11 protein-coding genes are annotated in these 14,174 nt (G+C 43.5%); 8 read left to right on the plus strand and 3 right to left on the minus strand.

Annotation, left to right across the window (positions count from 1 at the left end):
* Positions 1-2 precede the first annotated feature (2 nt).
* From ABIB50_RS12165 to ABIB50_RS12175, 3 genes are read left to right on the plus strand one after another with little or no spacing between them, the layout of a single operon-like run.
* A complete protein-coding gene (locus ABIB50_RS12165) occupies positions 3-1,562 on the plus strand; it encodes an aldehyde dehydrogenase (NADP(+)) (RefSeq protein WP_429379998.1) in 1,560 nt (519 codons plus the stop codon).
* A gap of 4 nt (positions 1,563-1,566) precedes the next feature.
* A complete protein-coding gene (locus tag ABIB50_RS12170) occupies positions 1,567-2,400 on the plus strand; it encodes a fumarylacetoacetate hydrolase family protein (protein WP_429379999.1) in 834 nt (277 codons plus the stop codon).
* A gap of 29 nt (positions 2,401-2,429) precedes the next feature.
* Positions 2,430-3,674 carry a DUF6786 family protein gene (locus tag ABIB50_RS12175; RefSeq protein ID WP_429380000.1) on the plus strand — a complete coding sequence of 415 codons (1,245 nt, stop codon included), beginning with the start codon at positions 2,430-2,432 and terminating at the stop codon, positions 3,672-3,674.
* Here the strand turns inward: ABIB50_RS12175 and ABIB50_RS12180 are convergent, their stop codons facing one another.
* Positions 3,675-5,153, minus strand: a complete 1,479-nt coding sequence (locus tag ABIB50_RS12180) for a glycosyl hydrolase family 79 C-terminal domain-containing protein (protein WP_429380001.1) — start codon at positions 5,151-5,153, stop codon at positions 3,675-3,677.
* A 151-nt stretch (positions 5,154-5,304) separates the two neighbouring features.
* On the opposite strand from ABIB50_RS12180, the gene ABIB50_RS12185 reads away from it, so the two are divergent.
* Both ABIB50_RS12185 and ABIB50_RS12190 read left to right on the plus strand, forming a co-directional pair.
* Positions 5,305-6,156 (plus strand): metallophosphoesterase family protein, encoded by an 852-nt coding sequence (locus ABIB50_RS12185; RefSeq protein WP_429380002.1) that lies wholly within the window; start codon positions 5,305-5,307, stop codon positions 6,154-6,156.
* Between the two features lie 45 nt (positions 6,157-6,201).
* Complete coding sequence (locus tag ABIB50_RS12190; RefSeq protein ID WP_429380003.1) at positions 6,202-7,587, plus strand: serine hydrolase; 1,386 nt, start codon at positions 6,202-6,204, stop codon at positions 7,585-7,587.
* Here ABIB50_RS12190 and ABIB50_RS12195 read toward each other — a convergent pair.
* The gene (locus ABIB50_RS12195) at positions 7,580-8,959 is read right to left on the minus strand and encodes an aspartate kinase (RefSeq protein WP_429380004.1); all 1,380 of its coding nucleotides are present in this window, start codon (positions 8,957-8,959) and stop codon (positions 7,580-7,582) included. The genes ABIB50_RS12190 and ABIB50_RS12195 overlap by 8 nt on opposite strands.
* Positions 8,960-9,160: 201 nt before the next feature.
* The gene (locus tag ABIB50_RS12200) at positions 9,161-10,402 is read right to left on the minus strand and encodes a carboxypeptidase-like regulatory domain-containing protein (protein WP_429380005.1); all 1,242 of its coding nucleotides are present in this window, start codon (positions 10,400-10,402) and stop codon (positions 9,161-9,163) included.
* 388 nt (positions 10,403-10,790) lie between these two features.
* Here ABIB50_RS12200 and ABIB50_RS12205 point away from each other — a divergent pair, with 388 nt between their 5' ends.
* From ABIB50_RS12205 to katG, 3 genes are all read left to right on the plus strand, one after another.
* Positions 10,791-11,372 (plus strand): peptidylprolyl isomerase, encoded by a 582-nt coding sequence (locus ABIB50_RS12205; RefSeq protein ID WP_429380006.1) that lies wholly within the window; start codon positions 10,791-10,793, stop codon positions 11,370-11,372.
* A 20-nt stretch (positions 11,373-11,392) separates the two neighbouring features.
* Positions 11,393-11,734, plus strand: a complete 342-nt coding sequence (locus ABIB50_RS12210; protein WP_429380007.1) for a HopJ type III effector protein — start codon at positions 11,393-11,395, stop codon at positions 11,732-11,734.
* Between the two features lie 140 nt (positions 11,735-11,874).
* Positions 11,875-14,139 carry a catalase/peroxidase HPI gene (katG, locus tag ABIB50_RS12215; RefSeq protein ID WP_429380008.1) on the plus strand — a complete coding sequence of 755 codons (2,265 nt, stop codon included), beginning with the start codon at positions 11,875-11,877 and terminating at the stop codon, positions 14,137-14,139.
* The last annotated feature ends 35 nt before the right edge of the window (positions 14,140-14,174 follow it).

The following is a 14,174-nucleotide window of genomic DNA, read 5'->3' on the forward strand; positions in this document are numbered from 1 at the left end:
TTATGAAAATTACAGGAAAACAAATTATAGGCTACACAAAATCCGACGGTAATACCGGGACATTTAATTCTGGTCAACATACTTTTGAAGAAGCATCGGCAGCTAATGTCGACCAGGCTGCAAAGAAAGCCACCTCAGCATTTAAGATTTATAAACTATTACCAACGGCAGACCGGATTAAGTTTTTAGAGGCTATCGCGACAGAGATCAACAGTATCCGCGAGGTGCTGATAGAAAATGGCATGCAGGAAACCCACTTGCCCCAAGCCAGGCTAAATGGCGAAATAGACCGTACCGTTAATCAAATAAAATTATTTGCCGACCTGCTAAAAGAAGGCTCATGGGTAAATGCAATAATTGACACCGCAAAACCCGACAGGCAGCCATTGCCTAAACCCCATATTTGCCAGATGGCAAGGCCGCTGGGTGTTACAGCAGTATTTGGGGCAAGCAATTTTCCGTTTGCGTTTTCTGTTGCCGGTGGCGATACTATTTCGGCCCTGGCAGCTGGTTGCACTGTTGTTTTTAAGGCCCATTTCGGTCATCCGGTAACATCCGAGCTGGTGGCCAACTGCATTGTAGCAGCGGCAAAAAAAACCGGGATGCCTGATGGTATTTTCTCTTTGATCCATGGTAAAACCACCGAATCCGGCAAAGCATTGGTAACACATCCGTTGGTTAAGGCTGTTGGCTTTACCGGCTCGTTAGCAGGTGGCAGGGCATTGTTTGACCTGGCTGCCAAACGCGATGAGCCTATCCCTGTATATGCCGAAATGGGCAGCGTGAACCCGGTATTTTTGTTGCCCGGTAAATTAAAGGATGATGCAGTGGGTATTGCTAAAACTTTAGTAGCGTCAAATACAATGGGCGTTGGCCAGTTTTGCACCAATCCCGGAATTGTGCTGCTGATAAAAGGTGCGGAAACTGAACAGTTCTTGTCGCAATACAGCTTATCGTTAACAGAGGCCGCAGGTGGCTCGATGCTTACCGATGCCATCTATAATTCTTACTGTAAGGGCATTTCTGAACTATCGGGTAACACCTCATTAAAATCAATTGGTGCTGGTACCGGTGGTGATGGCAAAGCTGTTCCGCAGGCATTTACGGTATCGGGTACTGATTTTTTAAAGGATAAGACCTTGTTCGAAGAGCATTTTGGCCCGGTGGCTATACATGTAATTGCCGATGATGCAGATCAGTTGCTGCAAATTGCCGAACAGATCCCCGGGCAATTAACTACCACCATCTGGGCCAATACAAATGATGTGGCTGAGTTTGGTGAATTATTTAATATCCTGGAAGAGAAAGCAGGCCGTTTAATGATAAACAATATGCCAACAGGCGTAGAGGTTACCCATGCTATGCTACATGGCGGCCCGTACCCGGCAACAACTGATAGCCGCTCCACATCGGTTGGCTCGCAAGCCATATACAGGTATACCAGGCCGGTGTGTTTCCAGAATTTCCCGCAGGAGCTATTACCAGCCGAGTTGCAAAACGATAATCCATTGCAGATCTGGCGCAAGGTTGATGGCGAACTAACAAAAGATAAAATTGCTTGAACCAATGAAATTATATAAAACAATACAGGGCGTTTTTTTAAAGGATGGAAGTTCGGTTTACAAACTTAACCGGCAATGGGATGATGTAGTGAACAGGGACGGATTGTATAACTACCTATTGTCACAAATAAAAACTGCCGAAAAAGTCACCAGCGACAATTGGCAGGCAGATTTATTGCCGCCTATTGCTAACCAGGAAGTTTGGGCTGCTGGTGTTACTTACCTGCAAAGCAGGGATGCCAGGGTTGAAGAGTCGCAAACTTCAGGTGGGTCTGATCTGTATAAAAGAGTTTATGATGCCGAACGGCCTGAGATCTTTTTTAAGTCGACACCACAGCGTGTGGTGGGTCATGGGCAAGATGTTGCCATTCGTAAAGACTCGACCTGGAACGTGCCCGAACCTGAGTTGACGCTTTTTATCAACTCAAAAGGAAGTATTCAAGGCTATACAATCGGTAATGATATGAGTTCGCGCAGTATTGAGGGCGAGAATGCCCTTTATCTGCCGCAGGCGAAAACTTACGACAAGAGCGCGGCTATTGGCCCGTGCCTGTATGTTATTGATGTGCAGATAAGCCAGGAAACCAATATTAGCATTGTTATTAAACGCGGCGATAAAGCGCTTTACGAGGGCTCAACACCTTTATCGAGAATGAAACGATCTTTAGACGAACTGGCGGGGTTTCTGTTCCGCGAATTAAGTTTTCCGAATGGATGCTACCTGATGACGGGTACTTGCCTGGTACCGCCAAACGATTTTACTTTGCAACCGGGCGATGTTGTTGAAATTTCTATTGATGGGATAGGGACTTTGATAAACACCGTTGCCTACAATTGATTTAAGTGATAACCAATATAAAACTAAATATGAGCCATAAATTGAAATTAAGCTATGCAGTAATTGGTGTTGCTGCAATGCTATCATCCTGCCAGATGCAGGGAAAAAAAGACGCGGCCACCGCTGATTCTGCGGTGACGTATGCGAAAGGTACTTATGGGTATGACCTTGATTTCCTAAAGAAGAATGACAGCGTATTGGTATTAAAAAATGAAGATGGATTGGCGCAGATCATTGTATCGGCAAAATACCAGGGCAAGGTTTTTACTTCGACAGCTGATGGTTTAAAAGGACGCAGCTTTGGCTGGATCAATTATAAAACATTTGCGGCAGATACAGATTCGCACATGAATGCTTATGGCAGCGAGGATCGTTTATGGCTGGGGCCGGAAGGGGGTAAATTCTCGTTATTCTTTAAGCCCGGCACTAAAATGGAGTTCCCGTATTGGCATACCCCAAAAGCATTTGACACCGAAGCTTGGAAAGTGGTTTCGTCGGATGCTAAAATGGTATCGTTAACAAAAGATATGGACCTACTTAATTATGCAGGTACGCAGCTTAAAATTAAAGTAGGTCGCGATATAGCCATTTTAAACAACGCTACAATTGAAACCGATCTCGGTATTAAGCTAACACCCGAAACTAAAGCAGTGGGCTTTAAAACCGATAACAGCCTGACCAACGCCGGCACTACCGAGTGGACACAAACCACTGGCGCACCCTGCATGTGGAACCTGGATATGTTTACGCCATCGCCAAAGGTTGTGATCATCATTCCGTACAATAATGCTAAAACTGCCAAGATAGCCACTACCGATTATTTTGGCCAGATCCAAGCCGACAGGATCAGCTATAAAAACAATGTGCTGTATTTTAAGGCTGACGGTAAATCGCGCGGTAAACTGGGTATTACTCCAAAACGTGCCATGCCGGTAATTGGCAGCTATGATGCGGAAAACAATGTACTTACCATTGCCAAATTTGATGTTGATAATAACGGCCTGTATCTTAACCAAGAGTGGCGCACCGACCGTAAGCCACTAAGCGGTGATGCTGTAAACTCCTACAACGACGGTCCTTTAGCCAATGGCAGCCAGATGGGGCCGTTTTACGAAATTGAAAGTGTATCGCCGGCAGCGTTTTTAAAACCCGGTGGTAAGCTGCAACATCAGCATAAAGTATTCCACTTTATGGGTGATAAGGCCGCATTGAATACTATAGCCCAAAAGGTATTAGGTGTTACATTAGCTGATGTAGAATCGGTGTTTAAATAATTAATTGATCTTAACAATAATGGCAGACGAAGCCGGTACCTGTACAACGCAGTTACCGGCTTTTTTTATTTTTACAGGTGTCCATTTCCCTTGCCATGGGCCGCTGTTACTGATAGGTGCACCGCCTAAGGTTACGCCTGTTAGGGCAGTAATATTATTATCCTGTGTGTTAAGCGACATAGTTGCTATCTTTTTACCGGTGCTTGGTGCTTTAATAGTAATTAAGGCATCTTTTGCCCCGTCGCCATAGGATTTATTGATAATAGTGATGTATAGCCCGTGGGTAGCGCTCACCGCATAAGCTGTTAAGTTTATTCCTTCGGGATTGGCAATAGTAACAGGCTGTACTGTACCATGTCCGCCTATGTTAAATGCTTTTATTCCGTAGCCTATAGGATAAGCATTGAAGTTACCAGCCGCATCTTTATAAATTGGCGCGTTTTTAACCCATTGTTTATTATGGAAGTTTACGCCGGCAGCTTTATGTGCCGCCCACCAGTGCATATAATCTAATGCAAACAAGGCTGCTGCAAAACTATTGCTGCTGCCGGCAACATCACCGCTAAAACTGTTTGATTCTGTTACCCGGTATTTAAAACCAGCCTTACGCACAGGCACGAGGTCGGTCTCGTACAAAGCCGGGAAATTAACTTTAGCCATATTTGGCGACAGCATTTTTTCTATAAGGCTTTCAATAGTATTACCCGGCGCATCCTGCCCTGCATAATTATGAAGCGAGATATAGTTTATCAGTTTCGATCCTTTTTCATCGGTGGCAAAGTTTACCGTCCATGATTTATCATTATAGTTAGTGTTTTTTGCGCCTGCGACCGGGTAGTTGCTGCCGGTTTCGGGGCCGGTAAAGGTTGCAGCCGGTACCGAATCAAGAATGGCTTGCTGGAACCGTTTCCATTTTTTATAATAGGATGGATAATCTGTTATTTCGGGATCGGTTTGGTGGTACGACCGCCAATCGGGTTCATTACCAATCGAAAAACAATCGATATACGAACCATACTTGCTCCAGATATATTTGGCTATGCCGGCATTTACAGCGGCGTTACCATTAAGTAACCGGAAAGAGTAAAGTACTTTAACATCAGCTGCTTTTACAAAGCCAAAAAAATGATCGATATCCGCCGTTGTCGGTTCAATAGTTTTAATATCAACCGATCCGCCACCTACGCGCAGGTGTTTAATGCCCAGTTCTTTAAATAGGTTCAAAACCTGTTTGCTCTCCGCATCAAAAAAATAACCTTTAACGCCGGCGTTACCAATGCGCTCACTACCGGTTTCAAAACTTAAACCTGTAAAATCGTCAGGGATGATTGGGCCTTTCTTTTTCAGGTCGATAGTAATTGTAACAGGTACAGGCACCTTTTGGCCATAAGCATGACCAAAAGATATTAAAAAGATTATCGCCCCAAAAAATGTAAATAGCCGGGTATTGCCTGGCTGCGTTTTATATTTATGTTTCAAGCTGTAATAATTGGTAACGTAAAATTATGTATTCCTTAACCAATCAAAACGCGGGTCGCTCTATTGTTACATAGTTTATTTTTTTTGACCGACTTAAAACTAATTTAACATATAAAAGATAAATTTACCACGTAAACCAATAGACCAAAACATGAGCAACAGACGTAATTTTATTAAAACAGGAGTTATAGGCGCTGTGGGCCTTAACTTATTGCCGGCTATCAATTCGTTCGCTAACGAAGCACAGCCAGTACGGCCTGCTACTGCCGAAAAGTTTAAACTGCGTTTTGCTATTGCTTCTGATGGTCATTATGCACAGCCGGATACGGATTCGGATAAGTTTTATGGTGATTTGGTTAAATGGTTAAACAAGGAACATGCTGATAATCATTTAGACATGGTGATCATTAACGGCGACCTGGTACATAACCGTCCCGATCTGCTTAAAAAAGTAAAAGAAACTTATTTAGATAAACTACCCACGCCTTATTACACCATCCCCGGTAATCATGATTTTGCCGATGCAGCCGTATGGAAAAGTGTGTTTGGTTATGAGGATAAATATGCGGTTGATAAAGGCGATATAGGTTTTGTATTTGCCAACACCGCTGATACCAAAGGCGGTTACGTTTGCCCCGATTATAATTTCATGAAAGCATCATTAGATGCGTATAAAGATAAAAAGATGGTGTTTGTTATCCTGCACATCGCCCCGCATATCTGGAACCCTGAAGAGAAAGGAACGTTTGTTGATTGCCCTGAAATTGTCGCGCTGTTACATAGCTATCCAAACATTAAAGCGGTATTTCATGGGCACGATCATAGCCTGGATGGTATCCGTTATACAGGTAAGTTGCCACACCTGTTCGACTCGCATTTTGGCGGCAGCTGGGGTACGGATTATAAAGGCTACCGCATTGTCGAGGTAACCCTTGATAATAAAATAACCACCTACCAGGTTAACGCTAGCCAAAATCCAATATTGAATACAAATAAGCTGTAACCCTTTTTTATAATAGGTGTCTTTTACCCATATAGATACCACATAATGACCAGAAAACTACTAATATCTACCTTATTTACCCTTTTATCGCTGTTTAGTTACGCGCAAAACGGCACTTTAAAGCGTCTTGATTCCATCATGCAACTGGCGCATTCGCGCGGGATTTTTAATGGTAATATTTTGGTGGCCCAAAAGGGGAAGATCATTTACGAAAATTCTTTAGGGTATGCTGATGGCACCAAAAGCAAAATGCTTACCCCGGCTTATAAATTTGATATCGGCTCGGTAAGTAAAGAGTTTAATGGTGCCGCTATGATGTTGCTACAACAGCGTGGAGAGTTAAGTTTAGACGACCCTATCAGCAAGTTCTTGCCAGATCTGCCCGAATGGGCGGCCAAGGTTAAAGTTCGCCACCTCATCACCTATACCAGCGGGATCCCTGTTTTCGCACCATTGGCTACCGAAGGTGATAGTTTGATCCGGGCAAACCTAAAATCGCTTACAACTTTGCAGTTTGAACCCGGCACAGCCTATATCTATAACCATTACAATGTTTACCTGCAAATGCGGATAGTGGAAAAGGTAAGCGGTAAAACATACAAGGAGTTTATCACTCAAAAAATATTTAAACCTTTCGGAATGACAGGTGCGGCGGTCGACCTGTCACCCAATGATCCCCAAATGGCCAGAGCCTTTGACCAGGATTTTCATGACTCGCCATACTACCAGACCATGACAGGGTGGGTGAGGTTGACTGCAAGAGATCTTTACAAATGGTCGGCAGCACTACATCAAAACAAGCTGCTCAATAAGGCTTCATTTATGGAGCTTGCCCAAAACTTTCCCAATGGCGAAAGTAGTATTGGTACGGTTGGCTTAAGTAATGATACGCTGCTATGGCATCGTCACCAGGGATCAAACAGTAACTACGAAGCATTGCTATACACTGACCTAAAGCGCGACCTTACCGTAGTGATGATGACCAATAACCAACAGATGAAGGTAGACGGAATCAAGTACGCTATCTTTGCTGCATTGGCAAACCAACCGGTTACCGTACCAAAAAAATCCGTTTACCTGGAGATCCGCGAAAAGGTATTGGCTGATGTAGATAAAGGCTTAACCTATTACCATGATTTAAAAGCCAATCAGCAGGATAGCTATGATTTTAGCTTCGAGATAGGCGACCTTATAAGCACCGGTAAATATATTTTGCGCCGTAATAAGGTTGACGATGCTATAAAAGTATTCCAAACAGCTGTAGCGCTTAAAGCGAAGCCTGCAGATATTGCCTATGGTTATGAATTGATAGGCGAGGCTTATCTTAAAAAGCAGGATAAGGCAAACGCGCAGCTTAATTATAAACAAGCTATAAACATCGATCCAAACAATAAAAACGCAGCCGGTATGTTACAGCAACTGTCTAAATAGATTCAGACAAAGCGTTGTTTAATGCTTTCACCGCACCATTAAAATCCTCGCGGGCTACCAAAAATTGGATATTAACCTTACGCAAGGCAACACCCGCACTTTTAATATTTACGCCGGATTCTGTTAATGCAGTGGTTGACCTTGCCAATAAACCCGGCTGGTCCATATTGGTGCCCAGTAGGCAAACCATAGCCATTTTCTCAACGGTGGTCTTTTCAAAATAAGCGTCCAAAGCTTTAACCAGCTTTTTATTAAAATGCTTTTCCCATATCAGTATGGATATACTGTTTGCGCTGGTCACCTTAAAAATATAGCTCAAATTAAAATCGGCAAAGATCTGCATTATCTGCAGATCGGATCCTGCATTACCAACCATTAGCGGGTCAAAAACATCAATCATAACCACTTTATCTGTACCGGTAATAACCTCGACTCGTTTGTGCGGGCAAATGTAGTTGGTAGTTATTAAAGTGCCCGGGTGTGCCGGGTCGAACGTGTTTTTTATGCGCAGGTTAATACCATGAATTTCCAGTGGTTTTGATGCTTTGGGGTGGATTGCTTCCATACCTACATCAGCTAACTGGTCCGCAATATCGTAGTTAGTATTACCTACCGGGATACAATTTTCGATGCCAACTATCCCCGGATCGGCAGATGATAGGTGATATTCTTTATGAATAATAGCTTCCGTTGGTTTTAACTCTACCGCTATCTTGCTAAAGGTTACTTCAGAATAACCACGGTCAAACTCGCGCATAATACCTTCGGTACCCTTGGTGTAGCCGGTAACTATGCAAATGGTTTTAGCCAGGTCTATCTCTTTAAAAGTATGCCTTATGCGTTGGTCAATGGTGTATAACTTGGTATCATGAAACCCGCTCAGATCAACAAAGGTGGCGTTAAGCCCTTTGCTTTGCAAGATATTGGTCAGCACAAATGCCGAGTGGCTTTCGCCGATAGAAGCTAAAATTTCGCGTGCAGCCTGTAAAATACTGTCCTGGCTTACATAGCCCGAAGCTAATATACTGGCGAAGTTCTCCAGGTAATGCTGGGCATCGTTAATACGTGTTTCAATAAACTCATCAGCAGCAGCTACATCTAAACCCAGGTCGGTATAGCGGCGGTTAATTTCTTTTAGCTTAAGGGTAAGATCATGCAGGTTGCCATGAAAGTTTTGGTGTTTGGCTATTTTATGATAGACCCCCGGAGCGCCGGTTTTCTTGTTTTCCAGCAACAAATCGGTAACCCCCCAAAAGGCTGATACCACAAAAACACGGTTATAAATATGGTCCTCTTTGTAAAAGATGATATTTGAAAGGACTTCTTTTAAAGCGGCCATGGATGTGCCGCCAATTTTTTCGACAGTTAGCATTGAATAAAATTATATAGAATTAGGCCAGCACAGATCGTTCCATCAACCTCAAAACAGCTGTTAGCTGCTGATAATAAATACTTTAATGTATCAGTTAATAAACGTTATACGCTCATTTTGATAGGGTTATTTATCAAAACGGTAGCCTGCATTTGCCCGCAAAGTTAAAAGAAAAAATCAGACCGTAAATTGATCAGTACGTCACTTTGATTTGTTGATCGCTTTTATCCTTTTAAAGATATCGGCCGCGTCATAATCTGATAAGATAATATTGTAATCCTTCCAGAATTTTTCATCGCCATTGCTTTTATAAGCGTTGATATTATCATTACGGCCTATTTTTGAATCGAATGATTCCTGTTGTGTCGTATCAACCGCGGTGATCTGGTAATTGTATTTAACCTGGGCCTTATAGTCGTACTTTAACTGCGGGTTTTTAACAGATAGAGAATCATCACCTTCAACACCTGATAGTACCCATTTATTACCTACTTCCTGGTAGCTTACCTGTGTATGGTCAAACTGCAAGCCAACTTCTGTAGCACCTGTACGCATCAGGGAGCGATATATGAAAGTACCGGGCACAACCTCGCTCAATGCCTCCGGGCTTAGTCCGAAATCGAAATATATAAAAGCGTAGGTTTTAGTATCGATATAGAATTTACCCCGATAGGTGCCTTCTACTACGCCATAGTTCTCTTTAAATTCAACTTCGTAGGCTTTGTAGCCTTTCATATCAACCACACCGTTTACGGTAAACTGGTGCCTTTTTAGCCCTGCTTCATTTAAAAAGCCACAGGCATGCAGGTGGTTAATAATATCCTGCTCAAAAATTGAATTAGGTCGCTGCCCAACTTCCAGCGTGTTAAAATCATGATCATTTTTTTCGCTTCGGGCTTTTACCAGCCTGAACAGGTCGGAGTGCGTATCGCCATAGCCAAAATTATAAACATCAAAAACAGCTTCGGATAGTTGCAGGGGGATGCTATCTGTAGAAGTGTACATGCGATAGAAACCACGCAAGATATGCCGGTAGTTGATATAATTCTCGGGAATGCGGCTTATCGCTTTTTGGATGATCTTATCGGCATCATAATAAGCTATGGTTACTTCTTTAAGTTCGGTGTTGCTTTTTGTGAGGGCAACATTAATTTCCTCACCTTTTTTGATGTTCGCTATCGCGATATATTGGGTGGTATAACCTACGCATGATATTTTTAGGCTATCCTTAATATTACCCGCGGGTATGATCAAAGTAAATAAGCCCTGACTGTTAGTAGCAGTACCCACCCCCTTATGGTTAATGCTGATACTGGCCTGCCTAACCGCACGACCGCTTGCTGAATTGGTTACTTTTCCGCTGATACTGATCTGGGCACGAACAGGGGAGGCCCATAACAATAGCAACAATGGTAAAGCGAAAGCAAAGGAAGTTTTATACATAACTTATTTAATACACCGCAAGATGCCAATATGTTAGCCGGATAAAAAATAAAGTAGACGATAACGGTTAATAAAGAGATGAGCAGGGGATATGTTGCGACATGATTTTTTGTAAATATTCCTAATTCAATTTCTTTATTAATAAAGAAATTGAATTATTGTAAATTATATATAATTTATAATCAGTTTTTTGTGTTGATTACTTAATGCTTGACTTAATATATGAACTGTGAGAGATTTGATTTATCGGTTAACTGCTATTGCCCTTTTTTATTTAATTTAGAGAACTCAAAATCACCGCGAATTGAAACGATCAGCGCTTGTTTTAACAATTTTATTATGCCTGTGTTCAGCAACTTTTGGCCAGCAAAAAAGCCAATACGTAAAGTTGGAAACACCGCAGGGCTCGTGCATTATTGGTTTGTATGATGAGACACCGCACCACCGGGATAACTTTATAAAACTGGTTAAAAGCAAGTATTTTGATGCTACCACCTTTAACCGTATCCTAAAAGGATTTGTAATTCAAGGCGGCGACCCCGACTCATTATACGAAAAAGGCCACAAGCTAAAACCAGAACAAAAATGGTTAGCTGCCGAGTTTGTACCTACCCTATATCATCGCCGTGGCGTGGTAGCAATGGGTCGCGATGTTAACCCGGCCGAAGCATCATTCACCACCCAGATCTATATTGTGGATGGTAAACCCATGTCAAACGAGCAACTGGATGCTGTTGAAAAGAAGTATCATCAGCATTTCTCAGAAGCCCAGCGCGAGGCTTACCGAACGGTAGGCGGTACACCGTTTCTTGATCAGCATTATACCATCTTTGGCGAAATTGTAAAAGGCATAGATTTGATTGATAAGATAGCCGCCGTTAAGGTAGATAAAGCAGGTAACCCAGAAACGCCGGTCTGGATGAAGCTGACCCTGTTAACCCCCAAGCAAGCCACACAGGCTTTAAAATAAAGTACTAATAATCACTTATAATGAATATCCAACTTACAACATTACTTGAGGGCGTAAAAGCTAACACAATAGTATTTAAAGATGTAATTGAATTTATTGAGACTTACTACATCTATCAACCAACGGCGTTTAAAAACGGTGATGCTTACAATGAAGCAACACAAAACCAGGGAAGTGCTAAAGTCTTTGCTTTTGCCCAACTAAATAACTTGAGTAAGGAAGATACCCTGCATTTATTTGCAGAACACTATCAATCGGTACTAAATACTCCCGAAGGTACAGATCACCAAAATATCAGACAGTTTATAGCCAATGGCTGGCCCGGAATAGCTTTTGAGGGACAGGCTTTACTCGAAAAATAGCTCGGTAACGGGCAGGCATATTATCTATAGGATTTAGCTATTAGATATAGAATTAATCGATTGGGAATGTTCGCCCTAATACCCTAATTTTATATTCTGCACAAACCAAGTGCTAATTCAATATAAACTTATAGATAGCTATGGAAACAGATCCAAACGACATCAGCAAATGCCCGTTTCACAACGGCAGTATGAAACATAACGCTGGCAGTGGGGGCACCAGGAACCACAACTGGTGGCCAAATCAATTAAAGCTTAGTATTCTGCGTCAAAATTCAGCGGTGTCCAACCCAATGGGTGAAGCGTTTGATTATGCCGAAGCATTTAAAAGCCTTGACCTTGAAGAACTGAAAAGAGACCTGAATGTTTTAATGACCGACTCGCAGGACTGGTGGCCGGCAGATTTTGGCCACTATGGAGGTTTGTTTGTCCGTATGGCCTGGCACAGTGCAGGTACTTACAGAGTAGGGGATGGACGTGGGGGCGCAGGTGCCGGTATGCAGCGTTTTGCACCACTTAATAGCTGGCCCGATAACGTGAGTTTGGATAAGGCGCGCAGGCTGCTTTGGCCCATCAAGCAAAAGTATGGGCGCAATATTTCATGGGCCGATCTGATGATCCTTACCGGGAACATTGCCTTAGAATCAATGGGTTTTAAAACGTTTGGCTTTGCCGGTGGGCGTGCAGATGTATGGGAACCTGATGAATCAGTTTACTGGGGCGAGGAAACTACCTGGTTGGGCGGCGACTTACGTTATGCGCATGGCTCTCCGGGTGTTGAGGGACATGGGGTATTGGTATCTGATGATGATGCCGACGGCGATATCCATACCCGGGATTTAGAGAAACCGCTTGCCGCTGTGCAGATGGGGCTAATCTATGTAAATCCCGAAGGTCCTGATGGTAACCCTGACCCGATAATGGCCGCAAGAGATATCCGTGATACTTTTGGCCGCATGGCTATGAATGATGAAGAAACGGTTGCCTTAATAGCCGGCGGACATAGCTTCGGCAAAACACACGGTGCGGCCTCTGCTGATAATGTGGGTAAAGAGCCGGAAGCTGTTGATTTGGACATGCAGGGTTTCGGCTGGAAAAACAAATATGGCAGCGGCAAAGGCCCTGATACCATTACCAGCGGGCTTGAAGTAACCTGGACTAAAACGCCAACGCAATGGAGCAATAACTTTTTTGAAAACCTGATGGGCTTTGAATGGGAATTGACTAAAAGCCCGGCCGGTGCACACCAATGGGTAGCGAAGAACGCAGGGGATATTATCCCCGATGCGTATGATAGCTCGAAAAAGCACCGTCCAACCATGCTTACAACGGATCTTGCATTACGTTTCGACCCGGCTTATGGAAAGATTTCGCAGCGCTTTTTAGAGAACCCAGACCAGTTTGCAGACGCATTTGCGCGCGCATGGTTCAAACTAACACACCGTGATATGGGTCCGAAGGCCCGTTACCTTGGCCCGGATGTACCGCAAGAGGAACTGCTTTGGCAGGATCCTATCCCCGCGGTTGATCATGAGCTAATAAATGACACCGACATATCAGCTTTAAAAGCAAAGGTGTTATCAGCCGGTTTAAGCGTTTCTGAGCTGGTTTCTACCGCGTGGGCATCCGCTTCTACATTCCGTGGATCTGACAAGCGTGGCGGCGCCAATGGCGGCCGGATCCGTTTGGCTCCGCAGCGGTATTGGCAGGCTAATAATCCGTCGCAACTACAAAATGTGTTAGGCGTATTGGAAGGTATTCAAAAAGACTTTAATAACACCGGGAAGAAAGTCTCATTGGCCGATATGATCGTACTGGCAGGTTGCGCCGGTGTTGAAAAAGCTGCTCAAGATGCCGGAAACAGCATTACTGTTCCGTTTACTCCGGGACGCATGGATGCTTCGCAAGAGCAAACCGATGTGGAATCATTCGGTTATTTGGAGCCTATTACTGATGGTTTCCGTAACTATCGCAAAGGAAAAACCGCGGCAGCGACTGAGGAATTGTTGATAGACAAGGCACAACTGCTTACGCTTACCGCTCCCGAGTTAACGGTATTAGTAGGTGGCCTGCGTGCACTTAATACTAATTGTGACGGCTCTTCAAACGGTATCTTCACATCCCGTCCCGGCCAGCTTACCAACGATTTCTTTGTAAATCTGTTGGATATGGGCACCGAATGGAAGGCAGCCACACAAGACAGAGAGCTTTATGAAGGCAGAGATCGCGCCACGGGTGAAGTAAAATGGACAGGCACCCGTGCTGACTTGGTTTTCGGCTCAAATTCAGAACTAAGGGCTGTTGCCGAAGTTTATGCAAGTTCAGACGCTAAAGATAAGTTCGTGAAAGACTTTGTAGCCGCCTGGACTAAAGTAATGAACCTGGACCGGTTTGATTTGAACTAAGCATAAATTCATTATCCATAAAAAAAACCGAACCT

This window comes from Mucilaginibacter sp. UYCu711, from assembly GCF_050433825.1.
Taxonomy (GTDB): Bacteria; Bacteroidota; Bacteroidia; order Sphingobacteriales; family Sphingobacteriaceae; genus Mucilaginibacter.